The 17,778-nt window shown below is 71.2% G+C and carries 21 protein-coding genes; 12 read left to right on the forward strand and 9 right to left on the reverse strand.

The genetic code is table 11. The features are described 5' to 3' along the window. Nucleotides 1–8: 8 nt before the first annotated feature. The 6 genes from ACWFRU_RS16985 to ung all read left to right on the forward strand — a co-directional run bounded on the left by ACWFRU_RS16985 (nucleotide 9) and on the right by ung (nucleotide 5,456). Nucleotides 9–800, forward strand: a complete 792-nt coding sequence (locus tag ACWFRU_RS16985; RefSeq protein ID WP_453687672.1) for a HipA family kinase — start codon at nucleotides 9–11, stop codon at nucleotides 798–800. Then, nucleotides 797–1,213: a DUF3037 domain-containing protein gene (locus tag ACWFRU_RS16990; protein WP_453687674.1), complete on the forward strand. Its 417-nt coding sequence runs from the start codon at nucleotides 797–799 to the stop codon at nucleotides 1,211–1,213. Before ACWFRU_RS16985 ends, ACWFRU_RS16990 begins: the two co-directional genes overlap by 4 nt. Before the next feature lie 136 nt (nucleotides 1,214–1,349). Further along, nucleotides 1,350–2,111, forward strand: a complete 762-nt coding sequence (gene fabG, locus ACWFRU_RS16995; protein ID WP_453687676.1) for a 3-oxoacyl-ACP reductase FabG — start codon at nucleotides 1,350–1,352, stop codon at nucleotides 2,109–2,111. Nucleotides 2,112–2,133: 22 nt separating this feature from the next. Continuing rightward, complete coding sequence (locus ACWFRU_RS17000; protein WP_453687678.1) at nucleotides 2,134–2,889, forward strand: SDR family oxidoreductase; 756 nt, start codon at nucleotides 2,134–2,136, stop codon at nucleotides 2,887–2,889. A gap of 197 nt (nucleotides 2,890–3,086) precedes the next feature. Beyond that, on the forward strand, nucleotides 3,087–4,664 hold the full coding sequence (locus ACWFRU_RS17005) for an ABC transporter substrate-binding protein (RefSeq protein ID WP_453688291.1): 1,578 nt from the start codon (nucleotides 3,087–3,089) through the stop codon (nucleotides 4,662–4,664). 108 nt (nucleotides 4,665–4,772) lie between these two features. Continuing rightward, nucleotides 4,773–5,456: a uracil-DNA glycosylase gene (gene ung, locus ACWFRU_RS17010; RefSeq protein ID WP_365822295.1), complete on the forward strand. Its 684-nt coding sequence runs from the start codon at nucleotides 4,773–4,775 to the stop codon at nucleotides 5,454–5,456. Between the two features lie 19 nt (nucleotides 5,457–5,475). On the opposite strand, the gene ACWFRU_RS17015 is transcribed toward ung, so the two are convergent. Further along, nucleotides 5,476–5,925 carry a DUF3224 domain-containing protein gene (locus tag ACWFRU_RS17015; RefSeq protein ID WP_453687680.1) on the reverse strand — a complete coding sequence of 150 codons (450 nt, stop codon included), beginning with the start codon at nucleotides 5,923–5,925 and terminating at the stop codon, nucleotides 5,476–5,478. A gap of 61 nt (nucleotides 5,926–5,986) precedes the next feature. On the opposite strand from ACWFRU_RS17015, the gene ACWFRU_RS17020 reads away from it, so the two are divergent. Beyond that, entirely contained in the window at nucleotides 5,987–6,949 is a 963-nt protein-coding gene (locus tag ACWFRU_RS17020; RefSeq protein ID WP_453687682.1) for a helix-turn-helix transcriptional regulator, read from the forward strand. Nucleotides 6,950–7,046: 97 nt separating this feature from the next. After that, the gene (locus tag ACWFRU_RS17025) at nucleotides 7,047–7,535 is read left to right on the forward strand and encodes a hypothetical protein (RefSeq protein ID WP_453687684.1); all 489 of its coding nucleotides are present in this window, start codon (nucleotides 7,047–7,049) and stop codon (nucleotides 7,533–7,535) included. A 46-nt stretch (nucleotides 7,536–7,581) separates the two neighbouring features. Here ACWFRU_RS17025 and ACWFRU_RS17030 read toward each other — a convergent pair whose 3' ends face one another. Beyond that, on the reverse strand, nucleotides 7,582–8,037 hold the full coding sequence (locus ACWFRU_RS17030) for a hypothetical protein (RefSeq protein WP_453687686.1): 456 nt from the start codon (nucleotides 8,035–8,037) through the stop codon (nucleotides 7,582–7,584). 112 nt (nucleotides 8,038–8,149) lie between these two features. Continuing rightward, nucleotides 8,150–8,803, reverse strand: coding sequence for a TetR/AcrR family transcriptional regulator (locus ACWFRU_RS17035; RefSeq protein WP_453687688.1), 654 nt, complete (start codon nucleotides 8,801–8,803; stop codon nucleotides 8,150–8,152). A 105-nt stretch (nucleotides 8,804–8,908) separates the two neighbouring features. On the opposite strand from ACWFRU_RS17035, the gene ACWFRU_RS17040 reads away from it, so the two are divergent. Together ACWFRU_RS17040 and ACWFRU_RS17045 are read left to right on the forward strand one after the other, a co-directional pair. Next, nucleotides 8,909–10,171: an FAD-dependent monooxygenase gene (locus ACWFRU_RS17040; RefSeq protein WP_453687689.1), complete on the forward strand. Its 1,263-nt coding sequence runs from the start codon at nucleotides 8,909–8,911 to the stop codon at nucleotides 10,169–10,171. Nucleotides 10,172–10,191: 20 nt separating this feature from the next. After that, nucleotides 10,192–11,097 (forward strand): Gfo/Idh/MocA family protein, encoded by a 906-nt coding sequence (locus ACWFRU_RS17045; RefSeq protein WP_453687691.1) that lies wholly within the window; start codon nucleotides 10,192–10,194, stop codon nucleotides 11,095–11,097. On the opposite strand, the gene lnt is transcribed toward ACWFRU_RS17045, so the two are convergent. Next, nucleotides 11,021–12,709, reverse strand: a complete 1,689-nt coding sequence (gene lnt / locus ACWFRU_RS17050) for an apolipoprotein N-acyltransferase (protein WP_453687693.1) — start codon at nucleotides 12,707–12,709, stop codon at nucleotides 11,021–11,023. The genes ACWFRU_RS17045 and lnt overlap by 77 nt on opposite strands. Nucleotides 12,710–12,902: 193 nt before the next feature. Then, entirely contained in the window at nucleotides 12,903–13,436 is a 534-nt protein-coding gene (locus ACWFRU_RS17055) for a nuclear transport factor 2 family protein (RefSeq protein ID WP_453687695.1), read from the reverse strand. A 361-nt stretch (nucleotides 13,437–13,797) separates the two neighbouring features. Between ACWFRU_RS17055 and ACWFRU_RS17060 the strand changes: the two genes are divergently transcribed. Then, nucleotides 13,798–14,409, forward strand: a complete 612-nt coding sequence (locus ACWFRU_RS17060) for an HAD family hydrolase (protein ID WP_453687696.1) — start codon at nucleotides 13,798–13,800, stop codon at nucleotides 14,407–14,409. Nucleotides 14,410–14,444: 35 nt separating this feature from the next. Here the strand turns inward: ACWFRU_RS17060 and ACWFRU_RS17065 are convergent, their stop codons facing one another. Continuing rightward, a complete protein-coding gene (locus ACWFRU_RS17065; RefSeq protein ID WP_365822279.1) occupies nucleotides 14,445–14,624 on the reverse strand; it encodes a hypothetical protein in 180 nt (59 codons plus the stop codon). A gap of 248 nt (nucleotides 14,625–14,872) precedes the next feature. Here ACWFRU_RS17065 and ACWFRU_RS17070 point away from each other — a divergent pair, with 248 nt between their 5' ends. Then, nucleotides 14,873–15,694, forward strand: a complete 822-nt coding sequence (locus tag ACWFRU_RS17070; protein ID WP_453687698.1) for a membrane protein — start codon at nucleotides 14,873–14,875, stop codon at nucleotides 15,692–15,694. 40 nt (nucleotides 15,695–15,734) lie between these two features. Here ACWFRU_RS17070 and ACWFRU_RS17075 read toward each other — a convergent pair whose 3' ends face one another. From ACWFRU_RS17075 to ACWFRU_RS17085, 3 genes are all read right to left on the reverse strand, one after another. Then, complete coding sequence (locus ACWFRU_RS17075) at nucleotides 15,735–16,049, reverse strand: DUF6401 family natural product biosynthesis protein (RefSeq protein WP_453687700.1); 315 nt, start codon at nucleotides 16,047–16,049, stop codon at nucleotides 15,735–15,737. Between the two features lie 118 nt (nucleotides 16,050–16,167). After that, a complete protein-coding gene (locus tag ACWFRU_RS17080; protein ID WP_453687702.1) occupies nucleotides 16,168–16,743 on the reverse strand; it encodes a DoxX family protein in 576 nt (191 codons plus the stop codon). A 45-nt stretch (nucleotides 16,744–16,788) separates the two neighbouring features. Beyond that, the gene (locus ACWFRU_RS17085) at nucleotides 16,789–17,664 is read right to left on the reverse strand and encodes an undecaprenyl-diphosphate phosphatase (RefSeq protein WP_453687704.1); all 876 of its coding nucleotides are present in this window, start codon (nucleotides 17,662–17,664) and stop codon (nucleotides 16,789–16,791) included. Nucleotides 17,665–17,778: the final 114 nt, after the last annotated feature.

Genomic DNA, 17,778 nt, shown 5'->3' on the forward strand with positions numbered 1-17,778 from the left:
CTGGGGCAATGCTCACCGAAGTAACCGCGGTCCGCTACGCGACGCCCCTGCGGGAGGGCGGATCGCTCCCCGGCCTCGTCGAGGCCGTCGACGGCCGGGGAACGTACGCGCCGTACGTCATGAAGTTCACCGGGGCCGGACAGGGCCGCAAGACCCTCGTCGCCGAAGTGATCTGCGGCCGGTTGGCGCGCGGCCTCGGCTTCCGGGTGCCGGGCCTCGCGCAGGTCCGGCTCGACCCAGTGCTCGGCCTGGGCGAGCCCGACCAGCAGGTGCAGGAGCTGCTCAAGGCGAGCGGTGGTCTGAACCTCGGGATGGAGTTCCTCTCGGGCGCCCTCGGCTTCGACTCGCTCGCCTTCGACGTCGATCCGGCCGAGGCCGGCCGGGTCGTGTGGTTCGACGCGCTCATCAACAACGTCGACCGCTCCTGGCGCAACCCGAACATGCTCATGACCGGCGGCGAGCTGTGGCTCATCGACCACGGCGCGAGCATGATCTGGCACCACAACTGGCGTACCGCCGAGACCGCGGCCGCCAAGCCGTACGACGCCTCCGACCACGCCCTCGCCCCCTTCGCCCCCGACGTCGCGTCCGCCGCCGCCGAGCTCGCCCCGCTCGTCACCGAGGAGCTGCTCGCCGCCGCCGCGGCCGACGTGCCCGACGCGTGGCTGGTGGACGAGCCCGGCTTCGAGGACCCCGACGCCGTGCGCCGCGCCTATGTGACGGCCCTGCTGCCGCGCGCCAAGACCATCCACGAGCGGATCCAGCTGCCGCAGGCGCAGCGGAAGGGTGCCACCCAGTGACTGCGCCAGTGACCGAGCAGCAGCCGAAGCCGACCGAGCGGGACGTCTTCGAGTACGCCCTGGTGCGCGTGGTCCCGCGCGTGGAGCGCGGCGAGCAGTTCAACGCGGGCGTGGTCGTCTACTGCCGGGCGAAGTCCTTCGTGGCCGCCCGTACGCATCTCGACGAGGGCAAGCTGCGGGCCCTGGACCCGGGGGCCGACCTCGACGGCATCAGGGCCGCGCTCGGCGCCGTCGAGCGGATCTGCGCCGGGGGAGAGGCGGCCGGCCAGGCCGAGCGGGACGACGCCGGACGGCGCTTTCGGTGGCTGATCGCGCCGCGCTCGACCGTCGTGCAGCCGGGCCCCGTGCACACGGGTCTCACGGCGGATCCTGCCGCAGAGGTGGACCGACTCCTCGACCTCCTGGTGAGGTAAAGAATCACAGGCCTCAGTGTGCCGTTGACACCGGGTGCCAGGGCTTCTAGCGTCTCGTTCAGCTGAAGGTACTAAGCGGTCGCTCACCATCGGGGCGTACCGTAGAGCCGCATCCCACAGGGCGAGGAGAACCAGCATGTCCACCACTGAGCAGCGCGTCGCGGTCGTGACCGGAGCAGCGCGAGGCATCGGCGCGGCGACCGCCGTGCGTCTGGCCGCCGAAGGCCGCGCCGTCGCGGTGATCGACCTCGACGAGGCCGCCTGCAAGGACACCGTCACGCAGATCACCGCTGCCGGTGGCAAGGCGATCGCCGTCGGCTGCGACGTGTCCGACGAGGCTCAGGTCGAGGCGGCCATCGCCCGGATCGCCGACGAGCTCGGCGCGCCCACGATCCTCGTGAACAACGCCGGAGTGCTCCGCGACAACCTCCTCTTCAAGATGAGCGCGAGCGACTGGGACACGGTCATGAACGTGCACCTGCGCGGCGCCTTCCTGATGTCGAAGGCCTGCCAGAAGCACATGGTGGACGCCAAGTTCGGCCGGATCGTGAACCTCTCCTCGTCCTCCGCGCTCGGCAACCGCGGCCAGGTGAACTACGCCGCGGCCAAGGCGGGCCTCCAGGGCTTCACCAAGACCCTCGCCAAGGAGCTCGGCAAGTTCGGCGTCACCGCCAACTCCGTGGCCCCCGGCTTCATCGTCACCGAGATGACCAAGGCCACCGCCGACCGCGTCGGCATGGGCTTCGAGGACTTCCAGGCAGCGGCGGCCACCCAGATCCCGGTGCAGCGCGTCGGCCGCCCCGAGGACATCGCCAACGCCATCGCCTTCTTCACGGGCGACGCGGCGGGCTTCGTCTCGGGTCAGGTCATGTACGTGGCCGGCGGCCCGCTCAACTAGTTCTTCCCGGAGGGATGCGGAGATGACTGTGCAGGACAGCGGAAAGGCCGCGCTCGTCACGGGCGCCAGCCGAGGCATCGGTTACGGCGTCGCGGAGGCGCTCGTCGCCCGCGGTGACCGCGTGTGCATCACCGGACGCAACGAGGACGCGCTGAAGGAGGCCGTCGAGAAGCTCGGCGCCGACCGCGTCATCGGCGTCGCGGGCAAGGCCCACGACGAGGCCCACCAGGCGGTCGCCGTCGAGCGCGCCATGGAGGCCTTCGGCCGGGTCGACTTCTTGATCAACAACGCCGGCACCAACCCGGTGTTCGGACCGATCGCGGAGCTCGACCTGAACGTGGCGCGCAAGGTCTACGAGACCAACGTGATCTCGGCGCTCGGCTTCGCCCAGCAGACCTGGAAGGCCTGGCAGAGCGAGAACGGCGGCGCGATCGTGAACATCGCCTCCGTCGCGGGCGTCGCCCCCTCGCCCTTCATCGGCGCGTACGGCATGAGCAAGGCCGCCATGGTCAACCTGACCCTGCAGCTCGCGCACGAGTTCGCGCCGAAGGTGCGGGTCAACTCGATCGCGCCCGCCGTGGTCAAGACCAAGTTCGCCCAGGCGCTCTACGAGGGCCGCGAGGCGGAGGCCGCGGCCGCGTACCCCCTGGGGCGGCTGGGTGTGCCGGAGGACATCGGGGGCGCGGCCGCGTTCCTCACGTCCGGCCAGTCCGACTGGATCACGGGACAGACACTCGTGGTCGATGGCGGCATCTTCCTCAATGCGGGCGTCAGCTGACGAAGGCCCGGCAATCGCCAGGTACGCCATCCAAAAGGGACGTACACCCGCATCAAGTGCCCCGTCGGCGCCGCAAGTTGGCCCGGCGGGGCATTGCGATATTGTCTCCCGACCCATGGCATGGCCGATCGAGGAGCGTGCGCGTGTTCAGTGAAGTTCGCCTGGTGGCGGCGGCGGGTCTGCGTGGCCTGGCCGGGGTGCCCCGCCGGGGCCTGCGGCCGGCCGCGGCGCTGGTGTCCCTGTCCCTGCTCTCGGGATGCGGAATCTTCTCGTCGGACGAGTCCGACGAGGAACAGAAGATCACCGTCGGCACCATGAGTGCTCCCAGCACCCTCGATCCGGCCGCCGCCTGGGACAGCTCCTGGGAGCTGTACCGCAACGTCTTCCAGACGCTTCTCAGCTTCCCCAGCGGGGCGGCCGAGCCCGAGCCGGACGCGGCCGAGTCCTGCAAGTTCGCCGACGCGACGAACACCGTCTTCACCTGTGAGCTGCGCGAGGACCTCAAGTTCTCCGACGGGCACGCGCTCGACGCCAAGGCGGTCAAGTACACCTTCGACCGGATGCGGCGCATCGACGTGAAGGGCGGGCCCGCGGGTCTGCTCGGGTCGCTCGACAAGGTCGAGACGAAGGGGGAGCGCACGGTCACGTTCCGGCTCAAGAAGCCGGACGCCACCTTCCCGTTCGTGCTGTCCACACCCGCCATGTCGATCGTCGACCCGCGCGAGTACCCGGCGGACAAGCTCCGCGAGGGCTCGTCCATCGCCGGTTCGGGGCCGTACGCCCTGGAGTCGTACCAGGCCGGTGAGCGGGCGGAGCTGGTCAAGAACACGAACTACAAGGGCGCGGCCGACCGCAAGAACGACGCCGTCACGATCCGCTACTTCAAGAAGTCGGCCACGATGGTCGAGGCCCTGAAGAACAAGCAGATCGATGTCACCTTCCGCGGACTCGCGGCCACGGACATCGTCGACATGCAGGCCAACAAGCACGCGCGCGAGGGAATCCAGCTCGTGGAGGGCTCGGGCACCGAGATCCGCTACCTGGTGTTCAACCCCGACGACCCGTGGGCCAGGAAGAAGCCGGTCCGTCAGGCGTTCGCCCAGGTCATCGACCGTCCGGCCATCGCCCACAAGATCTACCAGGACACCGTCGAGCCGCTGTACTCGATGGTTCCCCAGGGGCTCACCGGGCACGGCACGGGCTTCTTCGACGACTACGGTGACCCCAGCGACAGCAAGGCCGCGGACATCCTCAAGGGCGCGGGCATCAACGAACCCGTGCCGCTCACGCTCTGGTACACGACCGACCGCTACGGTTCGGCGACCGCCGGGGAGTTCGAGGAGATCAAGCGGCAGCTCGAGGCATCCGGGCTCTTCAAGATCACGCTCAAGAGCCGCCCCTGGACCGAGTTCGACGCGGGCACCAAGAAGCGCGAGTACCCGGTCTTCGGCCGTGGCTGGTTCCCCGACTTCCCTGACGCGGAGAACTTCATCGCGCCGTTCATCGGCACGAAGAACGTGCTCAACACGCCCTACCCGGCGCCGGAGATCACCGACGAGGTGCTGCCGCGCTCGCGCCGTGAGGCCGACCGGGGCGCGGTGGCCGACGACTTCGAGCGGGCCCAGAAGCTCCTCGTCGACGACGCGCGGCTGCTGCCGCTGTGGCAGGGCAAGCAGTACATCATGGCGAGCGAGGAGATCGCGGGCGGCGAGCGCGCCCTGGACCCCTCGGCGATCATGATGATGTGGGAGCTGGAGCGCAAGACGAGCTGGTAGCGGGGGCGCGGTCGGCGAAGGGGCCCGGGCAGCGGGCGGCGGGTCGATTGTCAGTGGTCGCCGGTAGGTTCTGTGGTGAGAAGTGACCGCACACCGGAGGTTGTTGACGTGACCGACATCGCCATGCTGCCCGCGTCCTGGCGCGGAGTCCTCGGCGAGGAGCTGCAGAAGCCCTACTTCAAGGAGCTCACCGAGTTCGTCGAGCAACAGCGGGAGCAGGGACCCGTCTACCCTCCGCGTGACGAGGTGTTCGCCGCGCTCGACGCGACGCCGTACGACCAGGTCAAGGTGCTCGTCCTCGGCCAGGACCCGTATCACGGCGAGGGGCAGGGGCACGGCCTCTGCTTCTCCGTGCGGCCCGGGGTGAAGACCCCGCCCTCGCTGCGGAACATCTACAAGGAGATGAAGGAGGAGCTCGGCCACCCCGTGCCGGACAACGGCTATCTGATGCCGTGGGCCCAGCAGGGCGTCCTCCTCCTGAACGCGGTGCTCACGGTGCGAGCCGGAGAGGCCAACTCCCACAAGGGCAAGGGCTGGGAGAAGTTCACCGACGCGGTGATCCGCGCGGTCGCCGACCGCCCGGACCCCGCCGTCTTCGTCCTGTGGGGCAACTACGCCCAGAAGAAGCTGCCCCTCATCGACGAGGAGCGGCACGTGGTCGTGAAGGGCGCACACCCCTCGCCGCTCTCCGCGAAGAAGTTCTTCGGCTCGCGCCCCTTCACGCAGATCGACGAGGCGGTGGCGGCGCAGGGACACGAGCCGATCGACTGGCGGATCCCGAACCTGGGCTGAGCGCTTCCCTGGGCCGAATTCAGTTGATCTCGTAGGTGAGGGTGTACGGGACGGTGGTCTCGCCGTGTCGCGCGGTGAACGCGCCTGTGCCGGTGAGGCCCGTCAACTCCCGTGATCCCGAGCCGGGTTGCACGGTCAGGGCGCAGGTGATCGTGCCGTCGGCGCCGAACGAGCCGCGCTGCTCCAGGACGAAGGAGCCCGCGCGGTCGTCGACGGTTCCTTCGATGAACTCGTAGCCCACGAAGGCGCCGGTGGTCTCGTCGGCGTACACGAGCGTGTACTCGCAGGAGGTGCCGGTGGCCTCGATGGCGCCGGTGAAGTCGTTGGTCACGGCGGCGTGCGCGATGCGGGCGCCGCCTTCGGCTCCGGCGACCGGCTTCTCGTCCCAGTGGGAGAAGGTGAAGGTGCCAGTGGCTGTGATGGTGGCTGCGGGTGTGGCGGTGGTTGCGGCCGATGTGTTCGTCGTCATGTGAGAACCCTGTCACCGGTACCTGACACCTTCTGTCAGGTACCGGTGCAGACTTGGTTCCATGCGCGCCGACCGCCTTCTCGCCCTGCTCCTGCTGCTCCAGAACCGGGGGCGCATGACCGCGCCCGAGCTCGCCGGGGAGCTCGAGGTATCAGTGCGGACCGTCTACCGGGACGCGGAGGCCCTCGCCGCATCCGGTGTGCCCGTCTACGCCGAGCGGGGTCCGGCGGGCGGCTTCCAGCTGATGGACGGCTACCGCACCCGGCTGACCGGCCTCACCGACGACGAGGCCGACTCCCTCGCCCTCGCCGGGATGCCGGCCGCCGCAGCCGATCTGGGCCTTGGGGCCGAACTGGTCACCGCGCAGCTCAAGTTGGGGGCGGCGCTGCCGGCCGGGCTCGGGGAGCGGTCGCGGCGGATCCAGGAGCGTTTCCACCTGGACGCGGAGGGCTGGTTCCGTGCGGCCGATCCGGCGCCGCTGCTGTCCGTGGTCGCCGACGCCGTGTGGCGGCAACGTGTGCTGCGGGCGCACTACCGGCGGTGGGGCGGCGAAGTGCGGCGCGAACTGCACCCCTTGGGGCTCGTGCTCAAGGCGGGCAACTGGTATCTGGTGGCGGCCGCCGACGGCACCGTACGCACCTACCGGGTCTCACGGTTCCTGGAGGTGACGGCGGCGGACGAGGACTCCGAGCGGCCCGCCGGGTTCGATCTGGCCGCCTACTGGGAGAACGCGTCGCGCGACCTGCGGGCGCGTGTGCTGCAGGGAACGGCGCGGGTGCGGGTGACGCCGGCGGGGCTTCGGCTGCTGCCCGCGATGTTCGGGGCGGCGGGGACACGGGCCGTGGAGGCGGCGGGCGAGCCGGACGCGGCGGGCCTAAGGGTGGTCGACCTGGAGGTCGAGACCCTGCCCGTCGCCGTGAATGACCTGATCAGGCTCGGCCTGGAGGCGGAGGTGCTCGGCCCGCCCGAACTGCGCGCGGAGGTGGCGCGGACCGTCACCGGGCTGGCCCAGCGGTACGCGTGAGCGCCTCGCGGCCGATCGCGCCTGACCGTGATTGTCGGTGGGGGCGGCTAGCGTCGAGAGCGGTGGGCACGATGGGCGTACGAGTGTGGAGGACCCGGTGGCGGAGCAGCAGGAGCAGGCGGCGGACGACGCCATGATGACCCGGATCGGGCAGGCGGTCATGCTGCACCACGGGGGTGACCGCGAGGAGGCGCAGGACCGCTTCCTCGGCCTGTGGTCGGAGATCGGCGAGGACGGCGACCCGCTGCACCGCTGCACGCTGGCGCACTACATGGCGGACACGCAGGAGGACCCCTCGGACGAACTGGCCTGGGACCTGCGGGCGTTGTCGGCGGCCGACGAGCTCACGGACGAGCGCCTGCACGAGCACCACGACTCCATCGCGGTCCGTGGTTTCTACCCCTCGCTGCACCTGAACCTGGCGGCGGACTACGCGAAACTGGGCCGCCCCGAGGCGGCGCGCAACCACATCCGCCGGGCGCGCGGGGCGGTCGGGGCACTGGGGGACGACGGGTACGGGGACGGGGTCCGGGCGGCCATCGGGAGGCTGGAGCTGCAGCTCGGGGAGGGCAGTGAGGTCGAGTGAGGCAGGGGCCCGTCGGGGTGGGGTGAGGGTGCCGGGCGGGTGAGGGTCAACGGCCGTAGGCGCTCTGGCAGATGACTGCCTCGGGGCTGCCCGGCTGCCAGCCGCCGTACTGCTTGCCGAGGGTGCAGAGGTCCGCGATCGTGGGCGCCTCGGTGGGCAGAGCGGCCGGTTCGGCGACCTTGGGGCGCGGGGCGCGGCGCTGCGGGGGCGGGTCCGAGGGGCGCGCGCGGTCGGCCGTACGGGGCTGTGCGGTGGGGACGGTCGGGGCGGTGCCGGTGGTGCGGGGCGCCGGGTCGCGCGGGGTTTCGATGAGCTCCAGTGCCTCGCGGGCGGGGGCTTCCACGACGCGCGGGCGGGCGTTGCCGTCGGCGCGGGGCGCCGGGGGCGGGGCGCTCGCGGCGGACGGTCCGGGCGCGGGGTGCCGCTCGACGCTCACACAGCCGGAGACGGCGGTGACCGCCACGGAGGCCAGGAGTGTGGCGGTGGTCGTGGTTCGGTGCATTCGCGCAACTCTGGGGGGTGCGGGGTGCCTTCGGCGAGGGAACGAGGAGAAGTTGGCCCGCATGGGTGAGTGGGCTTCTGGCCGGCGGGGGGATGTGGCGGGTGGCCCGGTGTCATGCCTGGGGGAGGGCGGGAAGCATTCCCCGCAGCAGTTCGGTGAGGCCTGTCCGCAGGGTGCGCTCGCTCGGGGGCGGGGTGCGGTAGGAGCCTGCCGCGTGGGCGAAGAGCAGACCTTCGCTCCACGCCATCAGCGACAGCGCGTGTCGTTGCGGGGCCGGTGAGTCCAGGGCGCGCATCAGGGCGACCAGGGGCTCCGTGAAGCGTGATCCCGTCGCGTCGTAGAGGGCGCGTAGCTCTGGTCTGCGGGTTGCTTCCAGCGCCAGTTCGTAGCGGGCGAGCAAGAGGTCGCGGTGGTCGTCCGCCAGGTAGCGGTGCAGGGCCTGGGCGAGGGCCCTGAACACGGACTCGACGCTGTCGCGGCCCCCCGGCCCCGGAAGCGTCGAGTCCGGCAGACCCAGCACCTCGGCTTCCCGGTCCGCAAGCCTTCGTACCGCCGCTTCCAGGAGCGCGAGCCGCGTGCGCGCGTGGTTCGACGTCGAGCCCTGCGGGAGCCCCGCGGCCTCGTCCACCGCCCGGTGCGTCAGCCCCCGCATGCCTCGCTCGGAGAGCAGGGCGAGTGCCGTGTCGGCGATCAGTTCGGCGCGGGGGGTGCGTGCGGTGAGTGCTGTGTGCGCGGTGTGCGCGGTGGGTGCGGTGCGTGCGGGCATACCGGCCATCCTAGCCGCCGTCACTACAGGTGTAGTACCTTCGAGGTGTTGGTCACTACAGGTGTAGTTGCGCGGTGCGTGAGCGCGAGTACGAGGAGCAGAGTCATGGCACAGCCCCAGCAGCCTCAGCGGCCTCAGCAGCCCAGGCGGTCCCGTCATCCCTCCCGGCGCCCCAGGCCGCACGCCGTCGTCATCGGCGGAGGCATCGGTGGCCTCACCTCCGCCATCGCCCTGCACCTGTCGGGCTGGCGCGTCACCGTCCTGGAAAGGGCCGCCACCCTGGAGCCGGTCGGTTCCGGAATCGGCCTCGCCCCCAACTCCCAGCGCGCCTTGGACGTCCTGGGGCTCGGTGACCGGGTCCGCGCCCTCGCCGCCTGGCAGGGCGGCGGCGGCATGCGCGCGCAGGACGGGCGCTGGCTCGTGCGGACGTCCGCGGCGGCGACCGCCGAGGAGTTCGGTGGCGCGCTGGTCCTCGTGCATCGCGCCACCCTCGTCGACCTGCTCGTCACCGCGCTGCCCGCGGACGCCCTGCGCACCGGGGTGCGGGCCGAGCTCGCCGACCCGGGGGCGGCGGACCGCAGGGCCGTCGTCCGTACCGGCGACGGAGACATCGAGGCGGACCTCGTGGTCGGCGCCGACGGCATCAACTCGGCCGTGCGCTCGGTCCTGTTCCCGGCCCACCCGCAGCCGACGTACGCCGGATTCACCGCCTGGCGCCTCGTGGTCCCCGCTCCCGGCCGCCCCTTCGAAGCGCACGAGACCTGGGGCCACGGCGGTGTCTGGGGCACCCATCCGCTCAAGGACGGCAGGATCTACGCGTACGCCACCGCCACCGTCCCCGAAGGCGGCCGCAGCCCCGACGGCGAGAAGGCCGAGATGGCGCGGCGCTTCGCCGACTGGCACGACCCGATCCCCGAGATCATCGCCGCCGCGCGCCCCGAGGACATCCTGCGCAACGACGTGCGGCACATGAGCACACCGCTCGCCCACCACCACCGCGGCAGGGTCGCCCTCATCGGCGACGCCGCGCACGCCATGGCGCCCACGCTGGCCCAGGGCGGCAACCAGGCCATCGAGGACGCCGTCGTCCTGGCCCACCACGCGGATCCGGGAGGGGACCTGGCCGCCGGGCTCGCCCGCCACAGCGCGGTACGGGTGCCGCGCACCACGGCGATCGTCCGGCAGGCGGCGCGCGCGGCCCGCATGAACCACCTGACGAGCGCCCCGCTCATCGCCGTACGCAACGAAGTCATCGCCGCCGCCGCGCGCCTCGGCCCGAACCTGATCCTGCGGAGCTTCGCCTCCATCGCCGACTGGCGGCCTCCGCAGCAGCCGTATGCTGCGGGAGCGGAACTCGCACAGCGTTAGCGGAGACAAAGGGGACAGTGGTGAAGGTCGGCTGCATCGGACTCGGTGACATCGCACAGAAGGCGTACCTTCCGGTGCTCACCACCCTGCCCGGGGTCGAGCTGCACCTGCAGACGCGCACGCCCGCGACCCTGGCCCGCGTCGCGGGCACCCACCACATCCCCGAGGCGCGCTGCCACACCGACCTGGACGCGCTGCTCGCCCAGGGCATCGACGCCGCCTTCGTGCACGCGTCGACCGCCGCCCACCCGGAGATCGTGACGCGGCTGCTCGAAGCGGGCGTGGCCACCTATGTCGACAAGCCCCTGGCGTACGAACTCGCCGACTCGCAGCGGCTCGTGCGCCTGGCCGAGGAGCGCGCGGTCAGTCTCGCCGTCGGCTTCAACCGCCGCTTCGCGCCCGGCTACGCGCAGTGCGCCGAGCACCCGCGCGAGCTGATCCTGATGCAGAAGAACCGCGTCGGTCTGCCCGAGGACGTGCGCACGCTCGTCCTGGACGACTTCATCCACGTCGTCGACACCCTGCGCTTCCTGGCACCGGGGCCCATCGACCACGTAAGCGTGCGCGCCCGCGTCCAGGACGGGCTCATGGAGCACGTCGTGCTGCAGCTCGCGGGGGACGGGTTCACCGCGCTCGGCGTGATGAACCGGCTGAGCGGTTCCACCGAGGAGATCCTCGAGGTCTCCGGGCAGGACACCAAGCGTCAGGTGCTCAATCTCGCCGAGGTCATCGACCACAAGGGCCAGCCCAGCGTGCGGCGGCGCGGCGACTGGGTGCCGGTGGCCCGGCAGCGCGGCATCGAGCAGGTGGTGCTGGCCTTCCTCGACGCCGTGCGCGCGGGCAAGGTGCTCAGCGCCCGGGACGCGCTGGCGACCCATGAGCTGTGCGAGCGTGTGGTCCGCGCGGCTCAGGAGCAGGCCGCCTGAGGCGACCCCTCGCGGGCCTTCGCAGGGACCGCACGCCCTCTGCCGCGCACAGCAGCGCGAGCACACCCAGGGCCGTGTGCACGGGCCAGTCGCCCAGCCTGACGTACGGCGTGACGCCCTCGGCCAGCGGAATGTCGTACGTCGACGTGGCGCTCGCCGAGGTGCCGAGCGGTGCTCCGACCCGCTCGCCGCCCGCGGCGTACACCGCGGAGACACCCGTGAGCGTGGCGTGCACCATGGGGCGGCCGGTCTCGGCGGCCCGCACCGCCGCGAGCGACGCGTGCTGCTCGGGCGCCCAACTGGACTGGAACGTCGAGGTGGACGACTGCGCGAGCAGCAACTGGGCGCCCTCACGCGTCAGATGACGGCTCATGTCGGGGAACGCCGATTCGAAGCACACCAGCGGGCCGACCTTCGGGCCACCCGCCACGTCCATCACCACCGGACGCTCGCCGCGCCTGCGGTCCTCGCCCGCCGCCTTGCCCACGGATGTCGCCCAGCCGAGGAGCGAGCGGGCGGGGATGTACTCGCCGAAGGGGACGAGCCGCATCTTGTCGTAGCGGTCGCCGGTCGGGCCATCGGGACCCACGAGGACGGAGCTCTTGAAGATGCCGGGCCGGTCGGAGCGGCGCGCGTCCACGTTCACCAGGATGTCCGCGCCGACCTCGCCGGACAGCGCGGCTATCCGCCGGGCGACGTCGGGGCGCTCCGCGAGGTCGTACCCGACGCTGCTCTCGCCCCAGACGACGAGGTCCAGGTCCTGCCCCGCCAGGCCGCGGGTCAGCTCCTCCTCGCGCGCGAGACGCTTGTCGGCGCTGCCCGCGCCGTCGATGACGCCCGGCTGGACGACGGCCACGCGCATCCGTCCGGAGGCCTCGGGGCGCGGCGCCCACGCCCAGGCGGAAGTGGTCACGGCCGCGACGGCGACGAGACCGGCGGTGGCGGGGATGGCCCTGGCGACGGGGGAGCGGACCGCCCCAGGCGGGCGGACGGCGTGGGCCGGGACGAGCGCCGCCACGAGCACCGCGACGGCGGTGTTCACGGTCACGAGCAGGGCGCTGACCAGCCACACCCCGCCCACCGACATCAGGCGCAGGGCGGGTTCGACCTGCCACTGACTGGAGCCGAGCAGCCCCCACGGGCCGCCGAGGCCCTCCCACGACCTGACAAGTTCCACCATCAGCCAGCCGGACGGCAGGACGACCAGCGCGGCCGCGGTCCGCCCTGGTGTGAGCGCCCCGCCGAGCAGACGCCGTACGAGCCAGCCCCACGGCGCCCACAACAGGCCGAGGAGCGCGGCGATGACGAGGGTGAAGACATGGAGGCTCGGCAGCAGCCAGTGATGCACCGCCACCATGAACCCGAGGCCGCCGAGCCATCCGTCGACCGCGGCCCTGCGCCCGGTACCCGCCGAGCGTGCCAGCAGGATCCAGGGCACGAGCGCGACGTAGGCGAACCACCACAGCGACGGTGCGGGGAAGGCGAGGGCCGGCAGCGCGCCTGCGGCCACCGCGATGGCGCCGCGCCAGCGGGCCGACGCGAGCAGCCCCGCCGCCGAAGGGGCCGTGCGGCGTGGTCGCCGCGGGTCCCGGTCGTCGCGGAGTGGTTCCATGCAGCGCCTCCCTCGGTCCCCGACGCCCGGTCGTGCCTCCAGTGTGCGCGTCCCGGACGATCTAGGACAGTGCGCTTACCCCGCGTTTTCCCGCCCGATTCCCTGACCGCTTTCCCGATCCTTCTCCCGGCCGTTTTCCCGTTCGCCCTTCCAGGGCCGCCCTCCTGGGGCCGTCCTCCTGAGGGCCGCCCTCCTAGCCGGACGGGCGGGTCGCGGACCGCTCCTTCATCTGGCGCCACTTCTCCTGCACGGTCACCCGACTCAGCCGCCAGCCCTCCTCCGTACGCAGGGCCGTGAAGGCGTAGCGGCCGCCGCATATGAAGTCCGGCGCCGAGGATTCCGCGCCGCCCTCGCCCTTCTCCCCGGCCTCGGCGTCGCTCTCGCCCCCGGCGTCGCCCGTGGTGAAGCGCATGGGGTTCACGTAGTCCGCCTGGACCTGCGCCACGTCACCGACATCCTGGTCGAGCGTCCCGAACCGCAGCCTCCGGTTGACGATCAGATGCTGCCGCATCGGGAAGAGCCGCATCGTCCCGGCCAGCCAGGCGGCCACCTCCGCGGCGCTCGCGTCCACACCGCCCGCCGAGCTGTAGTCGGCGCGACCGTCCGGGGTGAAGAGCCGCTGGTAGGCGTCCCAGTCGCCGTCGTCGACGGTCACTGCGTACTCGGTGATGAGGGAGTCGATGGCCAACCGGTCCATCACGGCGGCGAGTTCCACGCGCTGCGTCATCGGGTCAGTGTTGGGCACGGGGGGTGCGCAGCCAAGAGGCGTGCAGGAACGTGCCGCAACGCTTCCCGGCACGCGGCACGTGTGTTGCGGCCAGGAGGGGGCGGCGGGCCCACAACTGCCTTACTATGCACGGCAGTTCCATCTCCGTTCCACCGTTCATGTCCGTTGAGGCAAGCAATAGCACTCCGAGCTGGGAGGCCCGGTGAAGAACGAGCAGCGCATCGCGGCGTACAAGCGGCAGGGCAACCGCAAGGAACTCACGGGGCGGCAGAAGCGCCGCGTGGCGAGGAAGGCGCGCCAGGGCAAGGGCTGACGCGGCAACCGTTGACGACGGGGGCGTGCGGCGGCGAAAGTACGGCACATGAGCCCGCACGCCCGCGGCGTACTGATCGACGTCGGCGGTGTGCTCGTCCGCGAGTACCTGCCCGCCGTCGCGGCGGCCTGGGGCAGGCGTCTTGGCCTCACGCCCACCGCCTTCATGACCGCCCTGTACGAGGGAAACGATTCAGGGGTCCTCGTCGGCCGCGTCAGTGAGGACGCCTGGTGGGAGACCGTCCGGGGGCGGCTGCGTACGGAACCGGACGTGATCGCCGAGCTGCGCCGGGACCTGGCGACAAGGGAGAGCTGGGACGAGGAGCTCGTGGCGTGCCTGCGCGGCCTGCGCGAGCGGGGCGTCCGTACGGCCGTGGTCAGCAACACCTGGCCCGGTCTGCGCGAGCGGATGACGGACGGCGGTCTGACGGACATCGTCGACCGCCTCGTCCTGTCCTGCGAGGTCGGATGTGCCAAACCGGACCGGCGGATCTACGAGATCGCACTGCGGCTGCTCTCCGTCGAGCCCGAGCGAGCGCTGTTCATCGACGACACCTCCGGCAATGTCGCGGCGGCACGGGCGCTGGGGACGGCGGGTCACGTGCATACCGAGACGGCGCGAACTCTCGCTCGTATAAGGGAGTTCACGTCTCAGGAGTGAGCGTCTCAGGGGTGCGGACCTGCGGCGGACCTGCGCTAGGCCGCCTTGACGACCTCTTCGCGGACAGCGGCAGCCCACTCGGTCACCAACTGTTCGTACTCACGGCGCTGCTCGGCCGAGAGACGTCCGCCGGCACGCATCCACAGGCCGCGGATCCGCTCGTTCAGTTCCGCGGCAGACCGTGCGGAACCAAGGGGCTGAGGGGTTAAGGGCATGAGTCAAGCCTAGGGGATGGCTACGACAATCGGAACTCTCAGCTACCGGGCACATCCCCCAAGTGAGCGGACGCACAGCGGAGCGGACCGTCGCACGCCGTCACCCGTACGGCTCAGCACCGCACCGCCCCGGGCCGTGACCCCTGATATCCAGGGGAGAAGGGACGCGCCGGAAGCCGCGCGCCGTGGGGGATTCATCGCCCTGACGCCGTTGTGGCGGCCGGGGCCCACCGAGTGGAGGACCACTCATGTCTCAGTACATAAGTCTCTCCGTGGACTTCACCCAAGGCCTCAACGACGCCTGGTCGAAGGTCGCCCAGTTCGTGCCGAAGCTGATCGGCTTCCTGGTCGTCCTGGTCATCGGCTGGTTCGTGTCGAAGATGATCGCGCGGGTCCTCGACCGGGTCCTGCGCAAGGTCGGCTCGGAGAAGCTCGCCGAACGGGCGGGCGCGTCCCGCATGCTCGCGAACTCCAAGTACGACATGACGGGGATCGTCTGCAAGGTCATCTACTTCGCCCTGCTTCTGATCACCCTGCAGCTGGGCTTCGGAGTCTTCGGCAGCAACCCGGTCTCCACGATGCTCGACGGCATCGTCTCCTGGATTCCGCGCGGCGTCGTCGCCATCGTCCTGATGGTCGTGGCCATGGCGGTCGCCAACATCGTGCGGGACATCGTCACCAGCGCCCTGTCCTCGATGTCGTACGGGAAGACCGTCGGCACGATCGCGTGGGCCTGCATCGTCGCCCTCGGTGTATTCGCGGCCCTCGGCCAGGCGGGCATCGCCACCACGGTCACCCAGCCGGTGCTCTACGCGGCGCTCGCGGCTGGTGCCGGAATCCTGATCGTCGGCGTGGGCGGTGGTCTCATCGGCCCGATGCGGCAGCGCTGGGAGCGCTGGCTGAACACGGCGGAGCAGGAGACGGCCAAGGCTCGCGGCAGCGTCAGCGCCTACCAGGCGGGGCGACAGGACGCGATGACCAACCAGCCCGTGCGGGAGCGCACGCGTCCCGGCATGGGCTCGGAAACGGGCAGTCACCTGCGTGACGACGACATGCGCGACGGCATGTGACCGCTCCGGGTCCCGGTCCCAGGGCTGTCCCTGGACCGCCTCAGGCCCCGGAGGACTCCGGCACCAGGTCGTGCCGCCTCACCAGCCAGGAGATGGCGGTGAGGCGGCACACCGCGTAGTCATGGCCCACCGGCTCCCGCCACCCGTTCTCGGCCAGCGCGTCGAGGAACCCCAGGGCGTAGTCCGAGAGGATCTCCGGGTCCGGCGTCGGCGGCACGAGCCCGGGCCCGCCCATCTCGAGCCGGTCCCGCAGCTCCGCGACGTGCTGGTCCACGGCGGCCGTGAATCCGGGCTCGAAGGCGAACTCGGCGAAGCGCGGGGCGTACGAGGCGCTGATGCGGGCGAGGGGCGACATCCCTTCACCGTAGGACGGCCAAACCCTCCTGAAGAGGGTCTTTCGGCATGCCATTGGTCACAACGGCCGGCCACTGCTCACGACGTCCGTGTCATTGCACACGACGGCCGGCCACTGCTCACAACGACCCGGTCACCTTGTTCAGCGCGCCCTTGGCATCGCGCCCGGCATTGCGGGCGACCCGCCGTCCGGACTCCGCCGCGCCACGGCCGCGATGGGCCCCGGACTTCACGGCGGAGCGGCCGCGGGTGGCGCCGGACTTGGCGGCGCTGCGGCCGCGGTAGGCGAGGGAGGGCTTGCCGTGGGTGTCGGCCGCCGCTAGCAGCAGGCCGCCGAGCAGCGAGAGGTTCTTGATGAACTGGGTGCGCTGAGCGTCTCGGCGCTCGGGGTCCTCCTCCTTCCACCACGCGTGCCCGGCCAGCGTCGTGGGCACGAGAGTCCCGGCCAGCGCGAGCGCGGCGACGCGCGGAACCCGCCCGGTGGCCAGCATCGCGCCGGCACCGAGCTGCACCGCACCGTTGATGCGGACCAGGCGTTCGGGGTCCTCCGGCAGCCGGGGGATCTTGGAGCCCAGCGGGACCGCGACGGGCTCCGCAGCGGGGGCCACGCGCTTGGGGTCCCGCAGAGTGCTGAACCCTCCCGACAGGAAGACCGAGGCGAGCAACGGGCGTGCGCATTTCCTGAGAACAGCCATGCCATCCGGCTTCCCCCGATACGGGACCTCAGTCAGCGCCCGGCGCTATCCCGCCGACTCTCCCGCGTGCGGGCTCAGTACACCCATCCCGACCAGCACGAACAGCACGATGCCGAGCACGATCCGGTAGTACACGAACGGCATGAAGCTCTTGGTGGTGATGAACTTCATGAACCACGCGATGACGGCGTAACCGACGAGGAACGCGACGATCGTCGCGAAGATCGTCGGGCCCCAGGAGACATGGCCGCCCTCGCTGGCGTCCTTGAGCTCGAAGACGCCGGAGGCGAGGACCGCCGGGATGGCGAGCAGGAACGAGTAGCGGGCCGCGGCCTCGCGGGTGTAGCCCATGAGCAGGCCGCCGCTGATGGTGGCGCCGGAGCGGGAGACACCCGGGATCAGGGCCATCGCCTGGCACATGCCGAAGATCAGGCCGTCGCGGACGCCCAGTTCCCTCAGGCTCTTGCGCTCCTTGACGGCGCGGTGCTTGCCGCCGGCCTCGTCGCGGGCCGCCAGACGGTCGGCGACGCCGAGGACGATGCCCATCACGATCAGCGTCGTGGCGATGAGCCGCAGGTCGCGGAACGGGCCCTCGATCTGGTCCTTGAACGTGACCCCGAGGACGCCGATCGGGATCGAGCCGACGATGACGAGCCAGCCCATCTGCGCGTCGTGGTCGGAGCGTGGCACCTTGCCGAAGAGGGAACCGGTCCACGCGGAGATGATCCGCGCGATGTCCTTGCGGAAGTAGATCAGCACGGCGGCCTCGGTGCCGATCTGGGTGATCGCGGTGAACGCGGCTCCCGGATCGTGCCAGCCCGCGAACGCCGCGGTCAGCCGCAGATGCGCGCTGGACGAGATCGGGAGGAACTCGGTCAGTCCCTGGACGAGCCCGAGGATGAAGGATTCAAGCCAAGACATGGAAACTGCGCCGTCCAAGTACGGATCATGGGCTGCGGGTGCGGTCATGTGATGGGACACGGGAGGTGTGCGGGCGAGGGGTGATCACTCCCCTGCCGTGGGGCAGCGTAGCGT

Source organism: Streptomyces sp. NPDC055099 (assembly GCF_053607685.1).